This is a genomic window from Pseudomonas sp. LAIL14HWK12:I1, assembly GCF_003202095.1.
GTDB classification, from domain to species: domain Bacteria; phylum Pseudomonadota; class Gammaproteobacteria; order Pseudomonadales; family Pseudomonadaceae; genus Aquipseudomonas; species Aquipseudomonas monteilii.
The window spans coordinates 492,766-518,670 of sequence record NZ_QJKG01000002.1 but is presented as its reverse complement, the minus strand read 5'-3'; the positions used below and the strand labels follow the sequence as shown (position 1 = coordinate 518,670).

Annotated in this window: 20 protein-coding genes; 2 read left to right on the top strand and 18 right to left on the bottom strand. The window is 62.7% G+C overall.

Annotated features, from left to right (window positions below):
* Positions 1-40 precede the first annotated feature (40 nt).
* The 11 genes from mdoH to hutC all read right to left on the bottom strand — a co-directional run bounded on the left by mdoH (position 41) and on the right by hutC (position 14,601).
* Entirely contained in the window at positions 41-2,614 is a 2,574-nt protein-coding gene (gene mdoH / locus D906_RS07315) for a glucans biosynthesis glucosyltransferase MdoH (RefSeq protein ID WP_025752326.1), read from the bottom strand.
* Positions 2,607-4,346 (bottom strand): glucan biosynthesis protein G, encoded by a 1,740-nt coding sequence (locus D906_RS07310; protein ID WP_201296075.1) that lies wholly within the window; start codon positions 4,344-4,346, stop codon positions 2,607-2,609. Before D906_RS07310 ends, mdoH begins: the two co-directional genes overlap by 8 nt.
* Positions 4,347-4,609: 263 nt before the next feature.
* The gene (gene dtd, locus D906_RS07305) at positions 4,610-5,047 is read right to left on the bottom strand and encodes a D-aminoacyl-tRNA deacylase (RefSeq protein WP_019098637.1); all 438 of its coding nucleotides are present in this window, start codon (positions 5,045-5,047) and stop codon (positions 4,610-4,612) included.
* The gene (gene pip / locus D906_RS07300; RefSeq protein WP_016712445.1) at positions 5,044-6,015 is read right to left on the bottom strand and encodes a prolyl aminopeptidase; all 972 of its coding nucleotides are present in this window, start codon (positions 6,013-6,015) and stop codon (positions 5,044-5,046) included. Before pip ends, dtd begins: the two co-directional genes overlap by 4 nt.
* A gap of 250 nt (positions 6,016-6,265) precedes the next feature.
* Positions 6,266-7,069 carry an N-formylglutamate deformylase gene (gene hutG / locus D906_RS07295; RefSeq protein ID WP_025752321.1) on the bottom strand — a complete coding sequence of 268 codons (804 nt, stop codon included), beginning with the start codon at positions 7,067-7,069 and terminating at the stop codon, positions 6,266-6,268.
* Positions 7,070-7,079: 10 nt separating this feature from the next.
* Positions 7,080-8,285, bottom strand: a complete 1,206-nt coding sequence (gene hutI / locus D906_RS07290; RefSeq protein WP_025752319.1) for an imidazolonepropionase — start codon at positions 8,283-8,285, stop codon at positions 7,080-7,082.
* Between the two features lie 15 nt (positions 8,286-8,300).
* Positions 8,301-9,704, bottom strand: coding sequence for an amino acid permease (locus tag D906_RS07285; RefSeq protein ID WP_019098305.1), 1,404 nt, complete (start codon positions 9,702-9,704; stop codon positions 8,301-8,303).
* Positions 9,705-9,851: 147 nt separating this feature from the next.
* Positions 9,852-11,384 carry a histidine ammonia-lyase gene (gene hutH, locus D906_RS07280; RefSeq protein WP_019098304.1) on the bottom strand — a complete coding sequence of 511 codons (1,533 nt, stop codon included), beginning with the start codon at positions 11,382-11,384 and terminating at the stop codon, positions 9,852-9,854.
* A 108-nt stretch (positions 11,385-11,492) separates the two neighbouring features.
* Positions 11,493-13,166 (bottom strand): urocanate hydratase, encoded by a 1,674-nt coding sequence (gene hutU, locus D906_RS07275; protein WP_016712451.1) that lies wholly within the window; start codon positions 13,164-13,166, stop codon positions 11,493-11,495.
* A gap of 155 nt (positions 13,167-13,321) precedes the next feature.
* Entirely contained in the window at positions 13,322-13,894 is a 573-nt protein-coding gene (locus tag D906_RS07270; protein ID WP_016712452.1) for a HutD family protein, read from the bottom strand.
* Positions 13,891-14,601 carry a histidine utilization repressor gene (gene hutC, locus D906_RS07265; protein ID WP_174244684.1) on the bottom strand — a complete coding sequence of 237 codons (711 nt, stop codon included), beginning with the start codon at positions 14,599-14,601 and terminating at the stop codon, positions 13,891-13,893. The genes D906_RS07270 and hutC overlap by 4 nt, the downstream gene beginning before the upstream one ends.
* A gap of 142 nt (positions 14,602-14,743) precedes the next feature.
* Between hutC and D906_RS07260 the strand changes: the two genes are divergently transcribed.
* Positions 14,744-16,108 (top strand): formimidoylglutamate deiminase, encoded by a 1,365-nt coding sequence (locus tag D906_RS07260; RefSeq protein ID WP_027614848.1) that lies wholly within the window; start codon positions 14,744-14,746, stop codon positions 16,106-16,108.
* A 32-nt stretch (positions 16,109-16,140) separates the two neighbouring features.
* Here the strand turns inward: D906_RS07260 and D906_RS07255 are convergent, their stop codons facing one another.
* From D906_RS07255 to D906_RS07230, 5 genes are all read right to left on the bottom strand, one after another.
* Positions 16,141-16,713, bottom strand: coding sequence for a lipocalin family protein (locus D906_RS07255; protein WP_019098302.1), 573 nt, complete (start codon positions 16,711-16,713; stop codon positions 16,141-16,143).
* Complete coding sequence (gene bamE / locus D906_RS07250; protein WP_027614847.1) at positions 16,710-16,964, bottom strand: outer membrane protein assembly factor BamE; 255 nt, start codon at positions 16,962-16,964, stop codon at positions 16,710-16,712. Before bamE ends, D906_RS07255 begins: the two co-directional genes overlap by 4 nt.
* A gap of 225 nt (positions 16,965-17,189) precedes the next feature.
* On the bottom strand, positions 17,190-17,786 hold the full coding sequence (locus D906_RS07245; RefSeq protein WP_019098301.1) for a DUF924 family protein: 597 nt from the start codon (positions 17,784-17,786) through the stop codon (positions 17,190-17,192).
* Positions 17,787-17,789: 3 nt separating this feature from the next.
* Positions 17,790-18,800 carry a class 1 fructose-bisphosphatase gene (locus D906_RS07240; protein WP_016712457.1) on the bottom strand — a complete coding sequence of 337 codons (1,011 nt, stop codon included), beginning with the start codon at positions 18,798-18,800 and terminating at the stop codon, positions 17,790-17,792.
* A 247-nt stretch (positions 18,801-19,047) separates the two neighbouring features.
* Positions 19,048-21,498 carry a glycogen/starch/alpha-glucan phosphorylase gene (locus D906_RS07230; protein ID WP_019098300.1) on the bottom strand — a complete coding sequence of 817 codons (2,451 nt, stop codon included), beginning with the start codon at positions 21,496-21,498 and terminating at the stop codon, positions 19,048-19,050.
* Between the two features lie 184 nt (positions 21,499-21,682).
* Here D906_RS07230 and D906_RS07225 point away from each other — a divergent pair, with 184 nt between their 5' ends.
* Complete coding sequence (locus tag D906_RS07225; protein WP_025752310.1) at positions 21,683-22,087, top strand: YkgJ family cysteine cluster protein; 405 nt, start codon at positions 21,683-21,685, stop codon at positions 22,085-22,087.
* Positions 22,088-22,209: 122 nt separating this feature from the next.
* Here the strand turns inward: D906_RS07225 and typA are convergent, their stop codons facing one another.
* Positions 22,210-24,030, bottom strand: a complete 1,821-nt coding sequence (typA, locus tag D906_RS07220) for a translational GTPase TypA (protein WP_016712460.1) — start codon at positions 24,028-24,030, stop codon at positions 22,210-22,212.
* Positions 24,031-24,158: 128 nt separating this feature from the next.
* The gene (gene thiI, locus D906_RS07215; protein WP_016712461.1) at positions 24,159-25,613 is read right to left on the bottom strand and encodes a tRNA uracil 4-sulfurtransferase ThiI; all 1,455 of its coding nucleotides are present in this window, start codon (positions 25,611-25,613) and stop codon (positions 24,159-24,161) included.
* Positions 25,614-25,905: the final 292 nt, after the last annotated feature.

Sequence of the window (25,905 nt, the reverse complement as noted above, 5' to 3'; positions counted from 1 at the left end):
GTTCATCGTAGAAGCGAGCGTAGCTCGCGATTGCAATCGATCAGGCGCCGACGAGTGCCGGTTGGCCTTCACTCTCCGGGTGCAGCGGCAACAGCGGCGAGTGCGGGTCGTTCTTGATCGACGCACGCCACACATCGATCCACGCCGTATTGTGCTCGGCCCACACCTGCTCGTGCAGGCGGGTGAGCGCCACCGGGTCGCTGAGCAGGGCCAGGCGGGTATTGAGGTCCAGCCCTTTCGGCCCGACTTCCATCGCCTTGGCCACGCGCTCGGCACGCAGCGCTTCGATCGGCGCCGCCTGGCCATGACGGGCAGTGGCCATGGCGCAGGCCAGGGCGTTCTGCCGAGGGTCGACCACGGCCCGCACGAAGCCGTCGTGCAGGGCATGCCAGCGGTTCTCGTGGGTGTACCGGTCGGTGGCCAGCAACTCTTGCGGGGTAGCGTATTCCTCGGGGATGAGGAACAGCTTCTCGTCCTTGGCCGCCAGGCCCAGGCGCGTACGGCTGGAAATCACCGAAACCGGGATCGACAGCACCAACGAGCCAACGATAGGCGCCAGCCACCACAGGAAGCTCGGGTTCAGCCACGCCACCAGCCCAGCCCAGGCGATACCCAACAGGGTTTGCGGACCATGGCGGCGCACAGCCTCGCCCCACGGGGTGGAGTCGTCGTCACGTTGCGGCGAATTCCAGGTCGCGGCCCAGCCGAGGAACGCCGCCAGCACGAAGCGGGTGTGGAAGATCATACGTACCGGTGCCAACAGCATGGAGAACAGCATCTCCATCAGCATCGACAAGGTGACCTTGACCCGCCCGCCGAACTCGACGGCACCTTTGGCCCAGATCAGGATGACACTGAGCAGCTTGGGCAGGAACAGCAGCACGATGGTGGTGGAGAACAGCGCCACGGCCTTCTCCGGGTGCCACTGCGGCCACAGCGGGTACAGCTGGTACGGCTCGATGAAGTACTGAGGCTCCATCAGCGTGTTGGTCGCCAGCAGCGCGGTCGACAGCACCAGGAACAGGAACCACAGCGGCGCCGACAGGTACGACATCACCCCGGTGAGGAACACCGCACGGTGCACCGGGTGCATGCCCTTGACCAGGAACAGGCGGAAGTTCATCAGGTTGCCGTGGCACCAGCGACGGTCACGCTTGAGCTCGTCCAGCAGGTTCGGCGGCAGCTCTTCATAGCTGCCCGGCAGGTCGTAGGCGATCCACACGCCCCAGCCGGCACGGCGCATCAGCGCGGCTTCGACGAAGTCGTGAGAAAGGATCGCACCGGCGAACGCGCCCTTGCCCGGCAACGGCGCCAGGGCGCAGTGCTCGATGAACGGCTTCATGCGGATGATCGCGTTATGGCCCCAGTAGTGCGACTCGCCCAGCTGCCAGAAGTGCAGACCGGCGGTGAACAGCGGGCCGTATACGCGGGTGGCGAACTGCTGCATGCGCGCATACAGGGTATCCATGCCCGAGGCTTTCGGCCCGGTCTGGATGATGCCGGCGTCCGGGTTGGCCTCCATCAGGCGCACCAGGCTGCTCAGGCACTCGCCGCTCATGACGCTGTCGGCGTCCAGCACGACCATGTACTTGTACTCGCCGCCCCAGCGACGGCAGAAGTCGTCAAGGTTGCCGCTCTTGCGCTTCACCCGGCGCCGACGGCGGCGGTAGAAGATGCGGCCAAAGCCCTTGGTTTCGCGGCACACGTCCAGCCAGGCCTGTTGTTCGGCCACGGCGATATCGGTGTCGTTGGTGTCGCTGAGCACGAAGAAGTCGAAACGGTCGAGGTTGCCGCTGGCAGCCACCGACTCGAACGTTGCACGCAGGCCGGCGAACACGCGCGGCACGTCTTCGTTGCAGATCGGCATCACCAGCGCGGTACGCGCCTCGGGAGCAATCGGCTCGTTGCCGGCGCTGCTGCCCGAAATCTTGTACTTGTCACGCCCGGTGAGCAGCTCGAGGAAGCCCATCAGCGCAGTCCAGAAGCCCGCCGACACCCAGCAGAACAGGATGCCAAAGAGGATCAGGATGGAGGTTTGCAAGGCATACGGCCAAACCTGCACCACCGTATCCCACAGCGACTGGTTGAGGATTTCGTCGAGGTCGACGAACGACCAGCCCTGGTACGGCAGGATGCCCTTCATGTACCAGCCGGCGACGATGGTCTGGCCGATCATCAGGGCCAGCAGGATGTAGCGGCGGATCGAGCCGACCGTACGCCAGCGCGCCGGCGGCAGCTCGCGCTTGGGTGGCTGCGGGGCATTGGTGCGGCCGGTCATGCGCCGCCACATGCGGATCAGCACGTTGGTGCGCCAAGGCTCTGGCACCACTTTGGTGCGCTTGATCGGCGGGGCGATTTTCAGACACAGGCGACCGCTGCCGTCGACGCCGAGCATTTCGGCGTCCTCCAGCTCGGCGGCGCTGCCCACGGTCAGGCGCGGGCCCACCGAGGCCTGCACGGCCTCGGCAGCGTCGGCGGCCGGTTTGGCAGCCAAACGTTGGTGCAGCTCACTGAACGACGTGCAACTGGCGAGTTCCGCCCGTTGCTCGTCACTCAGTGGTAGGTGAGCCAGGTACTCGCCAAGCGATACTGGCCTTGCGCTTGAGTTACTCATCGGCAGGCAACTGATAGCTCCAGGTCTCGGTCAGCACCTTCTCGGTGGTGGCCGGGGCCCCGTTGGTGGGCGCCGCATCGGCGGCAGGTTGTTCGGCCTTGGCCGTTTGCTCAGCCTTGACGGCTTTCTCGGCCTTGGCATGCTTGGCTGCGGCCTTGTCCTGCTTGGCGTCCTGCGCAGGCTTGGCGGGTTCGACCGGCACATCGCGCACCAGCGCGGCACGCATTTCGGTCGATTTGTTGGCTTCCTTGACCTTCAAACGCAGGGTCAGGCGCCAGCCCTTGGTCTCAGGGTTATAGCGCAGATTGTTCTCGACCACCTCGGCGTTGTCACCCACGCTGATCTGGCTGCGCACGGCGGTGTCTTCCGGCAGGGCGGCCAGGGCCGGGCCGGCGAAGTCGACCAGGAAGGCCACGCTGCCGTCTGGCTGGCGAATCAGGTTGGACTGCTTCACGTCACCGGTGGAGCGCAGGGTCTGCTTGACCGAGCCCAACTCAGGCGCCTGGAACTTCGCCTCGTTGATGGTCCAGTGCAGGCGGTAGGCGTACTCGAACGGCTTGCCCGGCTCCGGCAGCTTTTCCGGGCTCCAGAAGGCAACGATGTTGTCGTTGGTCTCGTCGGCAGTCGGGATTTCGACCAGGTCGACGGTACCTTTACCCCAGTCACCTTTCGGCTCGATCCAGGCGCTTGGGCGCTTCTGGTAGTTGTCGTCGAGGTCTTCGTAGTCGCTGAAGGCGCGCTGACGCTGCATCAGGCCGAAACCACGCGGGTTCTCGACGCTGAAGTTGCTCACGGCCAGGTGTTTCGGGTTGTTCAGCGGGCGCCAGATCCACTCGCCGTTACCGGCATGGATCGACAGGCCTTCAGAGTCGTGCAGGGCCGGGCGGTAGTTGAGCACCTTGGACGGCTGGTTGGGGCCGAACAGGTACATGCTGGTCAGCGGGGCGATACCCAGGCGGCTGACCTGATCACGCAGGAAGACCTGGGACTGTACGTCGACCACGGTATCGTTGCCCGGGCGCAGGGTCAGCTTGTAGGCACCGGTGGAGCGCGGCGAATCCAGCAGTGCGTAGATCACCAGGTGCTTGTCGGCCGGTTTGGGTTTTTCGACCCAGAACTCGGTGAAGCGCGGGAATTCCTCGCCCGACGGCAGCGCGGTGTCGATGGCCAGGCCACGGGCCGACAGGCCGTACACGTGGCCCTTGCCGACCACGCGGAAATAGCTGGCGCCAAGCAGGGTCATGATCTCGTCCTGCTTGTCGGCCTTGTTGATCGGGTACAGCACGCGGAAACCGGCGTAACCCAGGTTTTTGGTGGTTTCCGGGTCGTGTGGCACGTCACCGAACTCGAAGCGGCTCGGGTCGTACTTGATTTCCTCGACCTTGGTGGCGGTGACCTCGTTGATTTTCACCGGGGTATCGAAGTGCATGCCCTGGTGATAGAACGACAGCTTGAACGGGGTCTTGTCCTTGGCCCACTCGGCCTTTTCCTGCAGGAAATGAATTTTCTGATAGTCCGCAAACTTCATGTCGCGGAAAACGGCCGGCAGGTTGCTTTTGGGTGCTTCGTACTTCTGGCCGGCCAGATCCTTTGCCTTGGCTGCAACATCGTCAAGATTGAATGCCCACAGCTGGCCCGCGCTCATCAGGCCTACCAGTGCCACACTGGCCATCAAAGCCTTGCGCAGCCCGGTTCCGGGGATTCTTGATGCTTTTTGGGGACTAACAATCACGAGCAACCCTCGCCGAAAACAGATCATGAAACCAACGGCCAGCGACAAATGCCGGGTTGGCGAGCACTGTTCGGACCCCGTGAGGGCGTAATGATTCCCCAAACGGATCCAGACAATGCTCGAGTCAGAGTGAAACGAACCTGCGAACGCAGGTCCATGCAGCGCGCGATTATCCAGCAGGTCGCGTGACAACGCATCAGGCTGGAACAACTATTTATCGTACAAAACCCCTTGTTTTCCTATAAACAAAGGGTTTTTTGAGCTCACATTTGTAACATAAATGTTACGGGGCCATCATTGACCAGGTGCACCTGCATATCCGCACCGAAGCGGCCACTGGCCACGTCGGTATGCTGCGCGTTTGCCTGCTGCAAAAGATAGTCGAACAACTCGGCGCCGAGGGCCGGTGGCGCTGCCGTCGAGAAGCTCGGGCGCATGCCGTTGCGGGTGTCCGCCGCCAAGGTGAACTGCGACACCAGCAACAAACCGCCACCGACATCCTTGAGCGACAGATTCATCTTGCCCTGCTCGTCGCTGAACACACGGTAGTTCAACAGCTTGTGCAACAGCTTATCGGCCTGTTCACGGGAATCTTCAGGCTCGACGGCCACCAGCACCAGCAAACCCTGGTCGATGGCGCCGACCACCTCCCCTGCTACCTCAACCCGCGCACCACGCACGCGCTGGAGCAGGCCCCTCATGCTTCTTCCAGAGGCAGGTCGAGCAGGCGCCGGGCCATCTGGTCGGCCGCACGCACCAAGGCATCGGTAATACCCGGCTCGGAAGCCGCGTGGCCAGCGTCGCGGATGACTTTCAGCTCGCTGTTGGGCCAGGCCTGGTGCAGTGCCCAGGCGTTGTCCAGCGGGCAGATCACGTCATAGCGGCCGTGCACGATAACCGCCGGTAGGTGGGCGATTTTCGGCAGGTCGCGGATCAGCTGGTCCGGCTCGAGGAACGCATTGTTCATGAAGTAGTGGCATTCGATGCGGGCGATCGACAGCGCACGTTGCGGCTCGGAGAAGCGATCGACCACCAGCGGGTTGGGGCGCAGGGTGGCAGTGCGGCCTTCCCAGGTGGACCAGGCCTTGGCGGCGTGCATCTGGGCAATCTGGTCATTGCCGGTCAGGCGCTTGTGGAAGGCCTTGACCAGGTCGCCGCGCTCATCCGGCGGAATTGGCGCGATGTAGTCCTGCCAGTAGTCCGGGAACATTCGGCTGGCACCTTCCTGGTAGAACCACTCGATCTCCTGCGGCCGGCACAGGAAGATGCCGCGCAGGATCAAGCCATGCACGCGCTCGGGGTGGGTCTGGGCATAGGCCAGGGCCAGGGTGGAGCCCCAGGAACCGCCGAACAGCACCCACTTGTCGATACCCAGGTGCTCACGAATGCGCTCCAGATCCTCGACCAGGTGCCAGGTGGTGTTGTTCTCCAGGCTGGCGTGTGGCGTGGAGCGGCCACAGCCGCGCTGGTCGAAGGTGATGATGCGGTACAGCGTGGGGTCGAAGTAGCAACGGCTCTGGGCGTCGCAACCGGCGCCCGGGCCACCGTGGATGAACACCACCGGCAGACCTTCTGGCGAGCCGCTTTCGTCGACATACAGCACATGCGGCGCTTCCACGGCCAGATCGTGCCGGGCGTAGGGTTTGATCTGCGGGTACAGGGTCTGCATTGCGCACTCCGTGTGAGGATTATTCGGCCGTGGGCCATCATAAACCTGAATTGCACTTTCAGCACCGTCCTCGCTGATACGGCCAACCTTGCGGACACATATATCTACCCCCAGCCGGCCAAGCGGCCCAGCCTTGTTCGACAACCCTTTACCGCTTGAAACGATTTTGCGCGTGCGCACATATTGCGCAGGTAGCCAACGACTGAACACCCATGAAGCGGGGCGAAGCCAATGGCGTCGCCCCTTCCACTCAACGCTTGTAACGCTCCTCGCCCCAAGCCAGCAGCGCCTGCAGAAGCTGCTTCAGTACGTCTTGTGTAGGCCTCGCCAAGTCTTCCCGGTAGGCAAACGGCTCGGTTTCGTCCATGTACGTGCTTTGTGCCAGCTCCAGTTGCACAGCATGAATATGGTTGGCCGGGTCACCGTAATGCCGGGTGATGTGCCCGCCTTTGAAGCGGCCATTAAGCACATGGCTGTAACCTTGTACCTTGGCGCACACGCCTTGCAGCCGCTCAGCCAATGCCGGGTCACAACTGGCGCCGTTGAAAGTGCCCAGGTTGAAGTCCGGCAGCTTGCCGTCGAACAAGTGCGGGATCAGCGAGCGAATGGAATGGGCATCCCACAGCAGGGCGTAACCAAACTGCTCGCGCAACCGGTCCAGTTCGCTGCGGATCGTGCCGTGGTAGGGACGCCAGATCTGCTCCAGATAACCTTTGCGTTCTTCACCTGAGGGCGCCAGCCCATCCTTGAACAGCGGCTCGCCATCGAACAACGTGGCCGGATACAGGCCAGTGGTAGCGCCGGCATACAACGGCTTGTCGTCATCCGGGCGGTTGAGGTCGATGACGAAGCGCGAGTACTCCGCCGCGACCACGCTGGCCCCCATGTCACGGGCAAAGGCGTACAACCGGGGGATGTGCCAGTCGGTGTCCGGCAAGCTGCGCGCCTCATCGACCAGGCCGTCGCGCACCGCGTTGCTCAAGCCCAGGCCGGCGTGCGGCATGCTGATCAGCAGCGGCAGGTGGCCTTGGTGAAAACTCAGTACCTTGTCCATCGTGCCTCGCTCAATTGGAGATTTCGTTGCCCTTGCGCACCACGCGCTTGGGCAGGTCGCCGCCCAGCCAGTAGGCCAGGTCGGCAGGGCGTTCGATTTGCCAGGCGACGAAGTCGGCCACCTTGCCCACTTCCAGCGAGCCGTGGCTGTCGCCCAGGCCCAGTGCCGTGGCGGCATGTACCGTAACGCCAGCTAACGCTTCTTCCGGGGTCATGCGGAAACAGGTGCAGCCCATGTTCAGCATCAGCCGCAGCGACAACCCAGGTGACGTGCCGGGGTTGAGGTCGCTGGCCAAGGCAATTTTCACCCCGTGGCGACGCAGTGCATCCATGGGCGGCAACTGGGTTTCACGCAGGAAGTAGAAGGCGCCCGGCAGCAGCACAGCAACAGTGCCGGCTGCGGCCATGGCGATGGCGTCTTCCTCGGTCATGAACTCCAGATGATCCGCCGACAGCGCCTGGTAACGCGCTGCCAGGCTGGAGCCGTGCAGCGACGACAACTGTTCGGCGTGCAGCTTGACCGGCAGGCCCAGCTCACGCGCCTTGATGAAGAGCCGCTCGACCTGGGCCGGGGAAAACGCCAGGTGTTCGCAGAAGGCATCCACTGCGTCCACCAGGCCCTCGGCAGCCAAGGCTGGCAGCATCTCGTCGCAGATATGCGCGATATAGTCGTCGGGCCGGCCGGCGTACTCCGGTGGCAGGGCGTGCGCGGCCAGGCAGGTGGCCCGCACCGCCAGCGGCAGTTCGTCCGCCAGGCGCCGGGCCACGCGCAGCATCTTGCGTTCGTTGGCCAGGTCCAGGCCGTAGCCAGACTTGACCTCGATCGTGGTCACGCCATCGCGCATCAGCGCCTGAACCCGCTGACGAGCACTGGCGAACAGTTCGTCCTCGCTGGCCGCGCGGGTGGCCCGCACGGTGCTGGCGATACCACCGCCCTGGGCAGCAATTTCGGCATAGCTCACGCCCTGCAGGCGCTGCTCGAACTCACCGCTACGGTTGCCACCGAACACCGCGTGGGTGTGGCAGTCGATCAGCCCCGGGGTGACCCAGGCGCCGCCCAGGTCCACCGTGCGGTCAGCGTCGACCGGCGCCAGCTCGGCGCGTGGGCCGATCCACTCGATCAGCCCGGCACGGGTGACGATGGCCGCGTCCTCGATGGCCGAATAACGGCCCTCGGCCATGGTAGCCACATGGCAATGCTGCCAGAGGGTTCTCATGCACAATCTCCTTTACTAACGGTGCAGCTCTACGGGTTCTGCTGCCGGCCTGCCCTGCCCTGCACGCGGCTTGCACCACAGCAGGTAGGACGCCACCAGGAACACCACCCAGACCACGCCGACGATCAGTGCCGCCTGGGTGTCCGGGAAGTAGCCGAGCACACCAAAGATGAACACCATGAACGCAATGGCCATGGCCGGGCCGTAGGGCCAGAACGGTACCGGGAACTTGAGTTGGGCCACTTCCTCACGGCTCATGCTGCGGCGCATGGCCACCTGGGTGAGCAGGATCATCAGCCACACCCATACAGTGGCGAAGGTGGCAATGGAAGCGATGAGCAGGAACACGTTCTCCGGGATCAGGTAGTTGAGCAGCACGCCAATCAGCAGTGCAGCGCCCATCACCACCACGGTCATCCACGGCACGCCATGCTTCGACAGTTTGCCGAAGCTGCGTGGCGCATGGCCTTGGTGGGCCAGGCCGTACATCATGCGGCCGGCGCCGAAGATGTCGCTGTTGATGGCCGAGATGGCGGCAGAAATCACCACGATGTTCAGCACAGCGGCGGCAGAGCCAATGCCCAGGTTGCTGAAGATCTGCACGAACGGGCTGCCCTGGCTGCCGATCTGCGGCCATGGGTACAGGCACATCAGCACGAACAGGGTGAGTACGTAGAACAGCAGGATGCGCAGCGGCACGGCATTGATCGCCTTGGGGATGACGCGCTGCGGATCTTTGGCCTCACCGGCGGTGACGCCAATGATCTCGATGCCGCCGAAGGCGAACATCACCACGGCAAAGGACGCGATCAACCCACCCACGCCGTTAGGCATGAAGCCGCCGTGGTCGAACAGGTTGCTGACGCCGACGGCATGCCCGGTACCCACCTGGCTGAAGCCGAAGGCCATGATGCCGAGGCCGGCCAGGATCATCGCCACGATAGCGCCGACCTTGAGCAGCGACAGCCAGAACTCCATTTCGCCGAACACCTTGACGTTGCACAGGTTGAGGCCGCCGATCAGGAAGACGATGCCAAGCACCCAGATCCAGCGGGCCACTTCCGGGAACCAGAAGCCCATGTAGATACCGAAGGCGGTGACGTCGGCGATGGCGACGATGACCATTTCGAAGGCGTAGGTCCAGCCGAGGATGAAGCCGGCCATGGGGCCGAGGTAGGTGCTGGCGTAGTGGCCGAAGGAGCCGGCCACCGGGTTATGCACGGCCATTTCGCCGAGGGCGCGCATGACCATGAACACGGCAGCGCCGCCGATCAGGTAGGCCAGCAGCACGGCCGGGCCGGCCATCTGGATGGCCGAGGCAGAGCCGTAGAACAGCCCGGTGCCGATGGCGGAACCGAGGGCCATGAAACGGATGTGGCGGGCACTTAGCCCGCGCTTGAGACCTGGAGCTTGTTGCATGTCACGTCCTTAAATTGTTTTTGTGGTCGTGAGATCAGGGGGCCGCCATGCAACCCAATCGCGAGCAAGCTCGCTCCTACAAGGGAACGCGTTGCCTTTATAGGAGCGAGCTTGCTCGCGATGGGCCGCAACGCGGCCCTAGGGGCATTACAGGCTTGGCAGCACACCCGCCGGCAGCAAGCCGGTCAGGCTACCCTTGGCCAACAGTTCCACGGCCTTTTCGATGTCTGGCGCGAAGAAACGGTCACGGTCGTAGTGCGGCACTTCGCTGCGCAGCGCCTTGCGCGCCTGCTCCAGCTTGGCGGAAGTCTTCAGGCCTTTGCGCAGGTCCAGGCCCTGGCAGGCGCCCAGCCATTCGATGGCCAGTACGCCACGGGTGTTTTCAGCCATTTCCCACAGGCGCTTGCCAGCAGCCGGGGCCATCGACACGTGGTCCTCCTGGTTGGCCGAAGTCGGCAGGCTGTCGACGCTGTGTGGGTGCGAAAGGGCCTTGTTTTCGCTGGCCAGGGCGGCAGCGGTCACCTGGGCGATCATGAAGCCGGAGTTGACCCCACCGTTCTCCACCAGGAATGGCGGCAGCTGGGACATGTGCTTGTCCATCATCAGCGAGATGCGGCGCTCGCTGAGCGAGCCGATTTCGGCGATGGCCAGGGCAATGTTGTCGGCAGCCATGGCCACCGGCTCGGCGTGGAAGTTACCACCGGAAATCACATCACCTTCGGCGGCGAACACCAACGGGTTGTCGGACACGGCGTTGGCTTCGATGCCCAGCACTTCGGCAGCCTGGCGCAGCTGGGTGAGGCAGGCGCCCATGACCTGCGGCTGGCAGCGCAGGGAGTACGGGTCCTGGACCTTGTCGCAGTTCTTGTGCGACAGCGACACTTCACTGGAATCGCCCAGCAGGTCGCGGAAGCAGGCGGCGGTGTCTATCTGGCCGCGCTGGCCACGCACTTCGTGGATACGCGCATCGAACGGCGAACGCGAGCCCAATGCCGCTTCGACGCTCAGGCCACCGCAGGCGATGGCAGCAGCGTACAGGTCTTCACCCTGGAACAGACCACGCAGGGCGTAGGCGGTGGAAGCCTGGGTACCGTTGAGCAGGGCCAGGCCCTCTTTGGCAGCCAGGGTCAGCGGTTCGAGGCCGGCAACTGCCAGGGCTTCGGTGGCCGACAGCCACTGGCCTTTGTAGCGGGCCTTGCCTTCGCCCAGCAGCACCAGCGACATGTGCGCCAGCGGCGCCAGGTCACCGGACGCGCCCACCGAGCCTTTCAGCGGGATGTGCGGGTAGACTTCGGCGTTGACCAGGGCGATCAGCGCGTCGATGACCTTGCGGCGAATGCCGGAGAAGCCACGGCTGAGGCTGTTGATTTTCAGCACCATGATCAGGCGCACCAGGTCGTCATCCAGCGGCGCGCCGACACCGGCGGCGTGGGACAGCACCAGCGAGCGCTGCAGGTTTTCCAGGTCGTGGCTGGCGATGCGGGTCGAGGCCAGCAGGCCGAAACCGGTGTTGATGCCGTAGGCGGTGCGGTCTTCGGCAATGATCTGCTCGACACAGGCAACGCTGGCGTCGATGGCCGGCGCGGCGCTGGCATCCAGTTGCAGGCGCACGGGCGCGGCGTGGATCGCACGCAGCTGGGCCAGGGTCAGGGTGCCGGGCTTGAGGGTGAATTCGGTCACGTTGCTACTCCAAATCGCGTGGAGCCGCAGGCCCGTTTTTCGGTGCCTGCGCGCTCCTTCTTGTTGTTCAGTATCACCCCTTGCAGGGTGCGATCCAAAGCGCGGCGATCAGCCAGTGATCATCGGCAGGTCCAGGCCCTGCTCCTTGGCGCAGTCGATGGCGATGGCGTAACCGGCATCGGCGTGGCGCATCACGCCAGTCCCCGGGTCGTTGGTCAGCACGCGGGCGATACGCTCGGCGGCTTCGTCGGTACCGTCGCAGACAATCACCATACCCGAGTGCTGCGAGAAGCCCATGCCCACGCCACCTCCGTGGTGCAGCGACACCCAGGTGGCGCCGCCTGCGGTGTTCAGCAGGGCGTTGAGCAGCGGCCAGTCGGAGACAGCGTCCGAGCCATCACGCATGGCTTCGGTTTCGCGGTTAGGGCTGGAGACCGAACCCGAGTCCAGGTGGTCACGGCCGATCACCACCGGTGCCGACAGCTCGCCGCTGCGGACCATTTCGTTGAACGCCAGGCCCAGCTTGGCGCGCAGGCCCAGGCCAACCCAGCAGATACGTGCCGGCAGGCCCTGGAAGCTGATGCGCTCGCGGGCCATGTCCAGCCAGCGGTGCAGGTGGGCGTCATCGGGGATCAGTTCCTTGACCTTGGCGTCGGTCTTGTAGATGTCCTCGGCATCGCCAGACAGCGCCGCCCAGCGGAACGGGCCGATACCACGGCAGAACAGCGGGCGAATATAGGCCGGCACGAAGCCCGGGAAGTCGAAGGCATTGGCCACGCCTTCTTCCTTGGCCATCTGGCGGATGTTGTTGCCGTAGTCGAAGGTCGGGATGCCCTGCTTCTGGAAGTCCAGCATGGCTTGTACGTGCACGGCCATCGACTGCTTGGCGGCCTTGACCACGGCAGCCGGTTCGGTCTGCGCACGGTCGCGGTACTGTTCCCAGGTCCAGCCGGCTGGCAGGTAGCCGTTCAGTGGGTCGTGGGCGCTGGTCTGGTCGGTGACCATGTCCGGGCGCACGCCACGCTTGACCAGCTCTGGCAGGATTTCGGCAGCGTTGCCGTGCAGGGCGATGGAGATGGCCTTGCCTTCGGCAGTGTACTTGGCGATGCGCGCCAGGGCGTCGTCGAGGTCGGTGGCCTGCTCGTCGACGTAGCGGGTTTCCAGGCGGAAGTCGATGCGGCTCTGCTGGCATTCGATGTTCAGCGAGCAGGCGCCGGCCAGGGTAGCGGCCAGTGGCTGGGCGCCGCCCATGCCGCCCAGGCCTGCGGTGAGTACCCACTTGCCTTTCAGGCTGCCGCCGTAGTGCTGGCGACCGGCTTCGACGAAGGTTTCATACGTGCCCTGGACGATGCCCTGGCTGCCGATGTAGATCCAGCTGCCGGCGGTCATCTGGCCGTACATGGCCAGGCCTTTGGCGTCCAGTTCGTTGAAGTGTTCCCAGTTGGCCCAGTGCGGCACCAGGTTGGAGTTGGCGATCAGCACGCGTGGGGCGTTGCTGTGGGTCTTGAACACGCCGACCGGCTTGCCCGACTGCACCAGCAGGGTTTCGTCGTCTTCCAGGCGGGTGAGGGTTTCGACGATCTTGTCGTAGCATTCCCAGTTACGGGCAGCGCGGCCGATACCGCCGTACACCACCAGTTCTTTCGGGTTTTCCGCAACCTGTGGGTCGAGGTTGTTCATCAGCATGCGCAGTGGCGCTTCGGTCAGCCAGCTTTTGGCGGTCAGCTTGTTGCCACGTGGGGCACGGATTTCAACGTCACGGTATTTGTTGTTGTCGGTCACGGGAAAGGTCCTCTGCGGTCGTCCGCGGGCGGGTATGTCGTGGTCAATATACAAACACACCTTTACTTGTATGTACAAGCATGGACAACCAAAATATTTGGACTGATCCGCTGAACGGCTGAAAAAGCTGGGGCCGCTTTGCGGCCCCGAATAGCTCAACGTGAAATGAGTTCGATCAGGCAGAACCGCCCCTGAACCTCCAGCCCAAGCAATTCGTCATTGCCTTCGAGCCGCAGGCAGTCATGCAACCCCAACCGCTGCGTTTCGCGCCCTGCCATGGTCACCTCAACCTGGCTACTGGCCGCAAACAACAACACCGTCGACGCCGAGCTGTACAACCGGCTGGTGCCATCGAACCACTGCAACCGCGCCCGATACCGCTGCGGTGCATAGATCAGGTTGAAATCGCGAATCGGCCCGCCCAGCAGCTTGCAGCTGACCTGGCTTTCGCCGCTGAAGGCAAAGGCATCCAACGGCAACAACGGTCGACTGGCCTGGCCATTGACCAGCAGTCGCATGCCATCGCCCTGCAGCACAGTGATGATCCGCTGGTAGCCGGCGAACGTGGAAAACCCGCCCGACTCCTCGATATCGGCAATCGACAGGCGCCAGCCAAAACCGTCCAGCCCTTCACCGCTGTCGCGGGTAATTTCTTCGGTGAAACCGCCACCGTTCTTCCACGGCATGCGCGGGTAATCCTGCGCACGCAACAACTGCAGTTGGCTCATTTACTGAAACGTCCTTCCAGGCGATGACGGGAACCGGGGTGTATCAACCGTGCAGCGGTCACCGGCTGGCGGCCGGACCAGGTGCGGCGGCGAATCAGCAGACAAGGCTCGCCCCGCTCGATCTGCAACAGGGTGCATTCGTCCGGCTCGGCCAGGATGGCCTCGACCACGTGCTCGCCCTCGGTCAGCGGCGCCACCTGGGACAGGTAGGCGTAAGGCGTCTGCCGGGTGAAGTCCTGCTTGAGGTAGTCAGGGGCAATGGCCGCGTTGACGTAGCGGTCCTCGATCTGCACCGGCACGCCGTTTTCAAAATGCACGATCAGCGAGTGGAACACCCGCTGGCCTTCACGCATGTCCAGGGCCAGGGCCCGTTCGGAGCCGGCGGCTTCTTCGGCAAGGGTAATGACCTGGCAGCTATGCTGATGGCCGCGTGCGGCGATTTCGTCGGCAATGTTGTTGACCTCGAACAACGCCGATCGGCCCTTGGGCTCAGCCACGAAGGTACCCACGCCTTGCATGCGCACCAGCAGGCCTTCAGCCGTAAGCTCGCGCAGGGCGCGGTTGATGGTCATGCGGCTGAAACCCAGCTCGCTGACCAGTTCGCTCTCGGAGGGAACCCGGTGGTGGGGCGGCCAGCTGCCGTTGTCGATCTGCTGGACGATCATGTGTTTGACCCGGGCATACAGCGGCGCCGGGCCCTCGCCCATCTGGGCAACCAGCGCGGAGACAGGAGGTGTCGGCACGGCGTTGAGTCCTTTGCAATGGAATGAGCGGTAGCTTGCCGCAGTTTACCCGGCAGGCAAACGCCTGTATATGTATATACAAGTTAACAATAACAGGATTTTACCGATGTCCGCCTACTTCGCCGAACGCGCCCTGCTGCCAACGGGCTGGGCCAACCATGTCCGTATCGAGGTCGCCAGCGATGGCCATGTAGTCAGCATCGAGCCGGGCGCTTCGGCCGAAGGTGCTGAACGCCTGGCCGGCCCGTTGCTGCCCGGCATGCCCAACCTGCACTCGCATGCCTTCCAGCGCGCCATGGCAGGCCTGGCGGAAGTCGCTGGCAACCCCAACGACAGTTTCTGGACATGGCGCGACCTGATGTACCGCCTGGTCGGGCAGATCACCCCGGACCAGCTGCAGGTCATCGCCCGCCAGCTGTACATCGAGATGCTCAAGGCCGGCTACACCTCGGTAGCCGAGTTTCATTACGTGCATCATGACAATGCCGGCAAGGCCTACGCCGACCCGGCCGAGCTTTCCCGCCGCATCAGCGCGGCTGCGGCCGACAGCGGCATTGGCCTGACCTTGCTGCCGGTGCTGTACAGCCACGCCGGCTTCGGCGGCCAGGCACCGAACGACGGGCAGCGGCGCTTCATCAATTCCACCGAAGGGTACCTGCAACTGCAGGCACAACTGTCCCCGATCCTGGCCGCGCAACCTGCACAGCAGTTGGGCCTGTGCTTCCACTCGCTGCGAGCGGTAACGCCTGGGCAGATCGCCGACGTGCTGACGGCCAGCGACAAGCAATGCCCGGTGCATATCCATATCGCCGAGCAGCAGAAGGAAGTGGACGACTGCCTGGCCTGGAGCGGCCTGCGCCCGCTTCAATGGCTGTACGAACATGTCGATGTCGATCACCGCTGGTGCCTGGTGCATGCCACTCATGCCGAGCCGGATGAAGTCACCGCCATGGCCCGCAGCGGTGCCGTGGCCGGGCTGTGCCTGACCACCGAGGCCAACCTGGGTGACGGGATTTTCCCGGCGGTGGACTACCTGGCGCAGGGCGGGCGCATGGGCATTGGTTCAGACAGCCATGTGTCGCTGAGCGTGGTGGAAGAACTGCGCTGGCTGGAATATGGCCAGCGCCTGCGTGACCAGCGGCGTAACCGCCTGTACCGCGCCGACCAGCCGATGGTCGGGCGCACGCTGTATGACGCAGCACTGGCAGGTGGTGCGCAGGCACTGGGGCAAGGGATTGGAGAGCTGGCCGTGGGCAAGCGTGCCGACTGGCTGGTACTCGACGGGCAGGACCCTTATATCGCTATGGCGGATGGGGATGCCATTCTTAACCGCTGGCTGTTTGCGGGTGGGGATCGCCAAGTGCGCGATGTGATGGTGAATGGGCAGTGGGTAGTGCGCCAAGGGCGGCATGCACAGGAAGAGGAAAGCGCGCGGGCGTTTGCTCAGGTATTGCGGCAGCTTTTGGGTTGAGTGTACTGGGGCTGCTTTGCAGCCCCAAAAAATCAGTGCATTTTTACAATCTGTTGATCAGACGCCCGCCAAATCAAGCGGCTGGTGTCATACCCCTGCTGCCGAGCCTTGGACAACAGGTTCTCACGCTCCCACGCCGGCAATGTCGGCGTACGCGACAGAATCCACAGGTGCTTGCGATCCGGGCTGCCGACCACTGCCGTGCGGTAACGGTCATCCACGTACAGAATCCAGTACTCGCCCCGAGCCACGCCCGGCACCAGCTTGGTAAACCAGTTGTCGAACTCTACCCACAGCTTGTCGGTATGCCCCGGTTCCTGAATGCTGGCGTGCCCCTCGGCACGCAGCCATTCATCACCCATGGTGCGGCAACGGTTGAGCACGCCAAAGCTGCCATCCGGCTTGAGGTTGTAGTGCGCCTCGGACTGCTCGCAGCCGGTCTGGTAGCGCATAGGCAGGCGTGCCAGCTCGAACCATTTGCCCTGATAGCGCTTGAGGTCGACATTGCCGGCGGTTTTCGGCGCCAGCGGGTCATGCACGGAGCCTGCACAACCGCCCAGCAGCAACGCCAGGCACACCCCCATCAGCAGGTACGCACGCCTCATTTGAGACCCTGCCCTGAATACATCAGCACCTTGTCAGCTGCGTACTGCACGCTGATGAAGCTCTTCTCGTCCCCCCAGGTGCAGCTGCTCATGCCCAACGCGCCAGAGCACTCGGTCGGCGTGCCGAGCAACTTCTCGACCTCGGCCTTGTTCATACCGGCCTTGATCTTGGAATAGTTTTCCTGGTTGATCTTGCTGCAGGCAGTAAGGACGACGCACAGCGACAACAGGGCGAGGGAACGCAACGACATGAAGGACACTCCTGGAGAGGGGATACAGGCGAGTGGCCTGTAGTGACCTTCGACGGAAAAAACCCTCCCAGGTTCCCTACTCCACCCCATTTACCCCTACACCATTGGTCGGGTGGCCACTACCGTGCGATTAATCACAAAGTAATAGTCATCGCCCAATAAAAAAGGCCGCCCCTTGTAGGAGCGGCCTTGCGTCACGACAGCCTGCGCAGCAGGCCCAATGCCTCAGAACCTGGACCCGGGCTCCAGCAAAAAGTCCATCTCTTCACTGGTACTCGGCCGCTCCAGCACCAGATTGCGGTGCGGGAAGCGCCCGAACCGGGCAATCACGCGCTGATGCTGCTCGGCATAGTCGAGGAAGCCTTCGAACAGCCGGCGATGGGCCTCTGGCTGCTCGTCGAGCAATACCTGATAACGCTCGACACACAGGTTCTGCCAGTCCAGCACCTCGGCATGCTCCAACACCAGCAGCACGAACACCCGCTGGATGGGCAGCAACTGGTAGTCCCAGCCCTTCTGCAGGCCCTGCATGGCCACCACCTGGGCACGCCGGTCGCCCTCGAAAGCGCGCGGCGTGTCGCGGTAGATCATGCGCGGCAGCTGGTCCAGCAGAATCAGCAGGCCCAGCCAGCCCTGCGGGCTTTGCTGCCACTCGTCGAGCCCGCCGGCCAAGGCCTGCTCGGTCAGGTCGCCAAACAGCGCATGGGCATCGGCATCGTGATGCTTGCCGAACCACAGCGTGCTCTTCTCGTCAGCCACGGCCTGGGGACTGGTGCCCCAACCGAACCACCATTCCAGCAACGGCTGCCAAGGTGCGAGCATGACTTACTCCTTGTGGTAGGCGGTAACGCGCTCGACCTCTTCCTTCGAGCCGAGGATCACCGACACGCGCTGGTGCAGGCTTTCTGGCTTGATGTCGAGGATGCGATCGTAACCGTTGGTGGAGGCGCCGCCGGCCTGCTCGATGATGAAGGACATCGGGTTGGCTTCGTACATCAGGCGCAGCTTGCCCGGCTTGCTTGGTTCACGGGCGTCACGTGGGTACATGAACAGGCCGCCACGGGTCAGGATGCGGTGCACGTCGGCCACCATCGAGGCGATCCAGCGCATGTTGTAGTTCTTCTTCAGCGGGCCGGTCTCGCCTGCCAGCAGCTCGCCCACGTAGCGTTGTACCGGGGCTTCCCAGTGGCGCTGGTTGGACATGTTGATGGCGAATTCGGCGGTGCTTTCCGGCACACGGATGTTTTCGTGGGTCAGAACGAAGCTGCCCAGCTCGCGGTCCAGGGTGAAGCCCTTCACGCCATTGCCCAGGGTGAGGATCAGCATGGTCTGCGGGCCGTAGATGGCGTAACCGGCGGCGACCTGCTGGGTGCCTGGCTGCAGGAAGGCGTTTTCGTTCAGGGTTTCGTTCTGGCTCAGGTATTCGTTAGGGCAACGCAGTACCGAGAAGATGGTGCCGACCGACACGTTGACGTCGATGTTCGACGAACCGTCCAGCGGGTCGAAGACCAGCAGGTAGGCGCCTTTCGGGTATTTACCCGGGATCTGGTAGGCGTTGTCCATTTCTTCGGACGCCATGCCGGCCAGGTGGCCGCCCCACTCGTTGGCTTCCAGCAGGATATCGTTGGAAATCACGTCCAGTTTCTTCTGGACTTCGCCCTGCACGTTTTCAGTGCCCATGCTGCCCAGCACACCACCCAGGGCGCCTTTGGACACGTGATGGCTGATTTCCTTGCACGCACGCGCCACCACTTCGATCAGGAAGCGCAGATCGGCAGGGGTATTGTTGCTGCGGGTCTGCTCAATCAGATAGCGACTCAGGGTAACGCGGGACATGTATGGCTCCGAACGGATTGGGGGGGATGAAAAACCCCCGCAGTTTACAGGGAGAGTTGCAGGCTAGCGAGTGATGAGACTCGCCACGGCTCTCTGACGGCACAATAGGTCGGTAGTTCAGCCTTCGCCAGGCCGGTGGTCTGGTTGTGGGCCCATTCGCGGGCACGCCCGCTCCCACAGGTGTCTCGCAAGCTGCGAGGCTTGTGATGCACCTGTGGGAGCGGGCGCGCCCGCGAATGGCCTCACATCAATCCAAAGCCTTCCAGATCTCGGTGGCATACTCCCGAATGGTCCGGTCCGACGAGAACCACCCCATCCGCGCCGTGTTCAGCACCGCCATGCGCCACCACTCCTGCGGCGTGTGCCACAGTTCCTCGACCCGCCGCTGGGCATCCCAGTAGGCATCGAAGTCGGCGCACACCAGGAAGCGGTCATACGCCACCAGCCCGTCGATCAAGCCGGCGTAGCGCGAAGGGTCGTCCGGCGAGAACACACCGCTGCGAATCGCCTGCAGCACGTCACTCAGGCGGTTGGACGCAGCAATCGCCGCACTGGCACCAAAATCACCCGCCTTCTTGCGCGCCTCGACCTGCTGGGCTGTCAGGCCAAAGATGAACATGTTGTCGGCACCCACCTGCTCGCACATCTCCACGTTGGCGCCATCCAGCGTGCCGATGGTCAACGCGCCGTTCAGCCCGAACTTCATGTTGCTGGTACCGGAGGCTTCATAACCGGCCGTGGAAATCTGCTCGGAAAGGTCTGCCGCCGGGATGATGCTTTCAGCCAGGCTGACGTTGTAGTTGGGCAGGAACACCACCTTCAGCAGGCCACGGACGGTCGGGTCGTTGTTCACCACCCGAGCGATGTCGTTGGCCAGTTTGATGATCAACTTGGCCTGGTGATAACTGGCTGCCGCCTTGCCGGCGAAAATCTTCACCCGCGGCACCCAGTTGGTACCGGGGTCGTTGCGTATGGCCTGGTACAACGCCACGGTGTGCAGCAGGTTTAGCAACTGGCGCTTGTACTCGTGGATGCGCTTGACCTGCACGTCGAACAACGCCTCGGGGTTTACCGTAACGCCTATGCGGTCCTGGATGATGCTGGCCAGCGCGCGCTTGCTGTGCAGGCGCTGGGCGGCGAACTGCTTGCGAAAACCAGGCTTGTCGGCAAACGGCACCAGGCCGGCCAGCCGCCCTTCAGGGTCGTCCTTGAGCTCTGGCCCGAGCGCCTCGACCAGCATGTCGGTCAACTGAGGATTGGACTGGTACAACCAGCGGCGGAAGGTAATGCCGTTGGTCTTGTTGTTGATACGCTGCGGGTAAAGCTTGTGCAACTCGGAGAACACGGTGCTCTTCATCAACTTGCTGTGCAGCGCCGACACGCCGTTGACGCTGTGCGAGCCAAGAAACGCCAGGTTGCCCATGCGCACGCGGCGGCCGTTGTCTTCCTCGATCAGCGACACGGCGCGCAGCACGTCGAAATCGTGCAGGCCTTTGGCGCGCAGCGAGTCGATATGGTAGGCATTGATGAGGTAGATGATCTGCATGTGCCGGGGCAGCATGCGTTCCATCAGCGCGACCGGCCAGGTTTCCAGGGCTTCGGGCAGCAGCGTGTGGTTGGTGTACGCGAGCGTGCCGACAGTCAGCTCCCAGGCCTTTTCCCACGGTATTTCATGCTGATCCACCAACAGCCGCATCAACTCCGCCACCGCAATCGATGGGTGGGTGTCGTTGAGCTGGATGGCTGCCGCATCGGGCAGGTTGAGCAGGTCTTTGTGCATGTTCAGGTGACGGCGGAGCAAATCCTGCAACGAAGCCGACACGAAGAAGTACTCCTGACGCAGGCGCAGTTCCTGCCCCGCCTCGGTGCTGTCCGCCGGGTACAGCACGCGAGAAATGCTCTCGGCCCGCGCCACTTCGGCCACGGCCCCCAGGTGGTCGCCCGCATTGAAGCGTTCAAGGTGCAGCTCTTCCAGCGCCCGCGCACGCCACAAGCGCAAGGTGTTGACGCTGGACCCGCGCCAGCCGACAACGGGCGTGTCATAGGCGACCGCCCGCACCGTTTCACCCGGCGACCAGACCTGGCGCTGGGCACCGCTATCATCGCTCAAGGTTTCAACGCTGCCGCCGAAGCTGATCGGGTAGATCACCTCGGCACGCTCGAACTCCCACGGGTTGCCGAAATCCAGCCAGTTTTCGGTCTGCTCCTGCTGCCAGCCATCGACCACGGCCTGACGGAACAGCCCATGCTCGTAGCGGATGCCATAACCATGGGCGGCAATGCCCAAGGTGGACATACTTTCCATGAAGCATGCTGCCAGCCGGCCAAGGCCTCCGTTACCCAGCGCGGCATCGGGTTCGAGCAGGCGGATGCGCTCCAAGTCCACATCCAGCCCTTCCAGTGCATCGCGGGCGATGTCCAGCAGCCCCAGATTGCTAAGGCTGTCGTACAGCAGGCGCCCGATAAGGAATTCCAGGGAGAGGTAGTAGACCCGCTTCTGGCTGCGTCGATAAGCCTGGCGGGTATGGTCCATCCAGTGGTCGACCATGTGATCGCGCGCAGCCAGGGCAATGGCTTCGAACCAGTCATGGTCGAAGGCGTGCTCCGGGTCCTTGCCAACCGCATAGGTCAGCTTGTTCAGTACGGCGGCGCGAAAATCCGCGACTTCGGCGTCACGTGCTTTGGGTTCCTGGGACATGCGACATCCTCGGGCAAGTTGACGAAAGCGGAGGGAGATTGTTGAGACTAGACCCTTCGACCGGGAGTGACAGTTACGGTTCGCAGTTTTCATGCCCACTCTGCGATTCCGGCAAAAGGTTGTTCATAAATTGAACAATTCCGGTATCATCGCGCGCCCCAAGACCGTGATCCACCCTATAAAGATGAAAACAACCCTGATCGCCGCCGCCGAAGTCGACCGCCTGGAGACTTGGCAGCGCTACACCAGCCACATGTGCGGTGGCTGCCACTCGACCTGTTGCACCCTGCCGGTGGAGGTGAAGATCAAGGATCTGATCCGTATCGGCGTGGTAGACGAGTTCGAAAAAGACGAACCGCCGAAGAACGTGGCCAAACGCCTGCAGAAGGAAGGCATCATCGAGCGCTTCAACCAGAAGTCGGGGATCTTCACCCTGACCCGGATGAGCAACGATGACTGCATGTATCTGGATCGTAAAAGCCGCCTGTGCACCATTTATGACAAGCGCCCGGATACCTGCCGCAACCACCCCAAGGTCGGGCCGCGACCGGGGTATTGTGCGTACAAGCCCAAGGTGGTTGGGCGCTGATCGTTAGCCTTCAAGTGCCGCTTCGCGGGCTTGCCCGCGAAGCGGGCAGCACAATTCCTGAAGGCATAAAAAAACGCCCCCGGCCTTTCGACCGGGGGCGTTTTCATTCAGCCTGAGCTAACTCAGTTCTTGGCTTTCTTGGCAGCGCGGGTACGCTCGCCTTCGTCCAGGATCTTCTTGCGCAGACGGATCGACTTAGGCGTCACTTCGCACAGCTCGTCGTCCTGGATGAATTCCAGGGCCTGTTCCAGGGTGTGGCGAACTGGCGGTACCAGGGCGATGACTTCGTCTTTGCCCGAAGCACGCATGTTGTCGAGCTTCTTGCCTTTGGTCGGGTTCACGCCCAGGTCGTTGTCTCGGCTGTTCAGGCCGATGATCTGACCGTTGTAGATCTCCTGGCCGTGCTCGACGAACAGCTTGCCGCGCGCCTGCAGGGTTTCCAGCGAGTAGGTCAGCGCCTTGCCGGTTTCGACCGAAACCAGTACGCCGTTCAGGCGGCCGGACATCTGGCCCGACTTCATGGTGTCGTAACGATCGAAGATCGAGGTCAGGATGCCTGCACCGTTGGTCAGGGTCAGGAACTGGTTACGGAAACCGATCAGACCACGGGCTGGAATGTTGTACTCCAGGCGCACACGGCCCTTGCCATCCGGAACCATGTTGGTCAGGTCGCCTTTACGCAGACCCATCTCTTCCATCACCTTGCCCTGGGATTCTTCAGGGATGTCGATGGTGACGTTCTCGAACGGCTCCTGCTTCACGCCGTCAACTTCGCGGATGATTACTTCAGGACGGCCTACGGCCATCTCGAAGCCTTCACGGCGCATGGTTTCGATCAGAACCGACAGGTGCAGCTCACCACGGCCCGATACCTTGAACTTGTCAGGGGAATCGGTTTCCTGAACGCGCAGAGCAACGTTGTACAGCAGCTCTTTGTCCAGACGGTCCTTGATGTTACGGCTGGTGACGAACTTGCCTTCTTTACCGCAGAACGGCGAGTCGTTGACCTGGAAGGTCATGGAAACGGTCGGCTCGTCAACGGTCAGCGGCTTCATCGCTTCTACCGCATCCGGGGCGCACAGGGTGTCGGAGATGAACAGCTCGTCGAAACCGCTGATGCAGACGATGTCGCCAGCCTGGGCTTCTTCAACGTCTACACGGTGCAGGCCGTGGTGGCCCATCAGCTTCAGGATACGGCCGTTACGCTTCTTGCCGTTGGTGTCGATGGCAACAACCGGGGTGTTCGGCTTGACGCGACCACGGGCAATACGGCCAACGCCGATAACGCCGAGGAAGCTGTTGTAGTCCAGTGCGGAGATCTGCATCTGGAACGGGCCGTCACGGTCAACAGACGGCGCAGGTACGTTGTCGACGATCGACTGGTACAGGGCGGTCATGTCTTCGCCCATTTCGGTGTGGTCCAGGCCGGCAATGCCGTTCAGGGCCGAGGCGTAGACGACTTTGAAGTCCAGCTGTTCGTCGGTAGCACCGAGGTTGTCGAACAGGTCGAAGATCTGGTCCAGAACCCAGTCAGGACGTGCGCCCGGGCGGTCAACCTTGTTGATCACGACGATTGGCTTCAGGCCGGCTTCGAAGGCTTTCTTGGTCACGAAGCGGGTTTGCGGCATCGGGCCGTCCTGGGCGTCGACCAGGAGCAGCACGGAGTCGACCATCGACATTACACGCTCAACCTCGCCACCGAAGTCGGCGTGGCCGGGGGTGTCGACGATGTTGATGTGGTAGCCGTTCCAGTTGATGGCGGTGTTTTTCGCCAGAATGGTAATACCGCGCTCTTTTTCCTGGTCGTTGGAGTCCATGACGCGCTCGTCGTTGAGCTCGTTACGCTCCAGAGTGCCGGACTGACGCAGGAGTTTGTCGACCAGGGTGGTTTTACCATGGTCAACGTGGGCGATGATGGCGATGTTACGCAGATTTTCGATCACAAGTGTATCTCGATCAGAGGATTCGGTTGCCGCCCAGTGTAGGCGGCCAATATGTACTGTTTAAGGCTCAGCGGGCCCGGCGGTCGGGAGGGCGATGGCGGATACTGCCGCCATACAGCCCCGGCGTCTTATGTCGGACGATAAACACGCACATTGGCATGTCCCTCACTGAGCAGGTGGTGTGCGTGCAAACGGCTCATCACACCCTTGTCGCAATACAGCAAGTACTGGCGCGTGGGGTCCAGGTGCTTGAACTTGCTGTTGATCGCGTAGAACGGCATGGCCTGGACTTCGATACCTTCCAGCGCCAGGGGTTCGTCTTCCTGGGCATCGGGGTGACGAATGTCGATGACGATCTGGCCTGGCAACGCTTCGGCCACTTCCTCGATTTCGATGTCCTTGCCCAGCTCATCGATCACATGGTCGATGGAAATGAATTTGGCGCGCTCCAGGGCGCGCTCCAGCACGGCCATGTCGAACTGTTTTTCTTCATGCTCCATGCGGTGGCGCTTGGCGTGGGTGGTCGGGTTTACCGAGATCACGCCGCAGTATTCTGGCATGTGCTTGGCGAAATCGGCGGTGCCGATTTCGGTGGCCTGGTCGATGATGTCCTGCTTGTGGCTGGCCAGCAACGGGCGCAGCACCAGCTTGTCGGTGGCCGAGTCGATGATCGACAGGTTCGGCAGCGTCTGGCTGGACACCTGGGAAATCGCCTCGCCGGTGACCAGCGCGTCGATCTGCAGGCGGTCGGCCATGTGCGCGGCACCGCGCAGCATCATGCGCTTGAGGGTGACGCCCATGTAGCTGTTGTCGACCTTGTTGAGGATTTCGCCGACCACTTCTTCGAACGGCACGCTGATGAACAGCACACGCTGGCTGCTTCCGTACTTTTTCCACAGGAAATGGGCCACTTCCATCACGCCCAGCTCGTGGGCACGGCCGCCGAGGTTGAAGAAGCAGAAGTGGGTCATCAGGCCACGGCGCATCATCTGGTAGGCCGCCACGGTGGAGTCGAAACCACCGGACATCAGCACCAGGGTCTGCTCCAGGGCGCCCAGCGGGTAACCGCCGATGCCGTTGTGCTGGTTGTGGATCACGTACAGGCGCTGGTCGCGGATTTCGATGCGCACCAGCACTTCAGGGTTCTTCAGCTCGATGCCGGCGGCGCCGCATTGCTGGCGCAGCTGGCTGCCGACGTAGCGGTCGACGTCCATCGAGGTGAAGTCATGGTGGCCACCGCGCTTGCAGCGCACGGCGAAGTGCTTGCCGGCCAGCAAGTGGCCGAAGTGGTGCTTGCACTTGGCGACGATGTCGTCGAAGTCACCCAGCGGGTATTCCTCTACCTGCAGGAAGTGGGTGATACCCGGCGTGCAGGTGAGGCGCTCGATCATCTCGCGCTGGACTTTCTCGTCTTCGACGCGGGTGACCACTTCGAGATTGTCCCAGACACCATCGACCGCGAGCTCAGGGTCGAGGTCCTTGAGCACGTTGCGGATGTTCTTGCCGAGCTGGCGGATGAAGCGCTTGCGCACCGGCCGGCTCTTGATGGTGATTTCTGGGAAGACTTTGACGATAAGTTTCATTGGTTAACAGCGCGCACAGGGCCTGCCGAAAATGAGGGGCGCGAATTATAGCGGAAATTGCTCAGGATTTGACCAACTTTTGATCAGAAGCTTTCAGATAAATGCAAGGCGGGGGTTTTGCGGTGCCCGTGAGATCGATCGCAGTCGCGACACAAATCAAGTAATGCACTTCTTTGGTGCGCCGACACCAAAGCCCGCATCTTAAGGGTGCATTTTTCGCCATCATCCGCGTACCAAATGCCCGCAAACGCCCCCTTTTATCCCGCCCTCGCCATTTTCGGGCACTGGCATG

Excerpts from the sequence above, each read along its gene's own strand:
- mdoH (WP_025752326.1), bottom strand. The coding sequence starts at position 2,614 with ATGAGTAACTCAAGCGCAAGGCCAGTATCGCTTGGCGAGTACCTGGCT.
- dtd (WP_019098637.1), bottom strand. The coding sequence starts at position 5,047 with ATGAGGGGCCTGCTCCAGCGCGTGCGTGGTGCGCGGGTTGAGGTAGCA.
- pip (WP_016712445.1), bottom strand. The coding sequence starts at position 6,015 with ATGCAGACCCTGTACCCGCAGATCAAACCCTACGCCCGGCACGATCTG.
- hutG (WP_025752321.1), bottom strand. The coding sequence starts at position 7,069 with ATGGACAAGGTACTGAGTTTTCACCAAGGCCACCTGCCGCTGCTGATC.
- hutI (WP_025752319.1), bottom strand. The coding sequence starts at position 8,285 with ATGAGAACCCTCTGGCAGCATTGCCATGTGGCTACCATGGCCGAGGGC.
- D906_RS07285 (WP_019098305.1), bottom strand. The coding sequence starts at position 9,704 with ATGCAACAAGCTCCAGGTCTCAAGCGCGGGCTAAGTGCCCGCCACATC.
- D906_RS07270 (WP_016712452.1), bottom strand. The coding sequence starts at position 13,894 with ATGAGCCAACTGCAGTTGTTGCGTGCGCAGGATTACCCGCGCATGCCG.
- hutC (WP_174244684.1), bottom strand. The coding sequence starts at position 14,601 with ATGGGCGAGGGCCCGGCGCCGCTGTATGCCCGGGTCAAACACATGATC.
- D906_RS07260 (WP_027614848.1), top strand. The coding sequence starts at position 14,744 with ATGTCCGCCTACTTCGCCGAACGCGCCCTGCTGCCAACGGGCTGGGCC.
- D906_RS07255 (WP_019098302.1), bottom strand. The coding sequence starts at position 16,713 with ATGAGGCGTGCGTACCTGCTGATGGGGGTGTGCCTGGCGTTGCTGCTG.
- bamE (WP_027614847.1), bottom strand. The coding sequence starts at position 16,964 with ATGTCGTTGCGTTCCCTCGCCCTGTTGTCGCTGTGCGTCGTCCTTACT.
- D906_RS07245 (WP_019098301.1), bottom strand. The coding sequence starts at position 17,786 with ATGCTCGCACCTTGGCAGCCGTTGCTGGAATGGTGGTTCGGTTGGGGC.
- D906_RS07240 (WP_016712457.1), bottom strand. The coding sequence starts at position 18,800 with ATGTCCCGCGTTACCCTGAGTCGCTATCTGATTGAGCAGACCCGCAGC.
- D906_RS07230 (WP_019098300.1), bottom strand. The coding sequence starts at position 21,498 with ATGTCCCAGGAACCCAAAGCACGTGACGCCGAAGTCGCGGATTTTCGC.
- D906_RS07225 (WP_025752310.1), top strand. The coding sequence starts at position 21,683 with ATGAAAACAACCCTGATCGCCGCCGCCGAAGTCGACCGCCTGGAGACT.
- thiI (WP_016712461.1), bottom strand. The coding sequence starts at position 25,613 with ATGAAACTTATCGTCAAAGTCTTCCCAGAAATCACCATCAAGAGCCGG.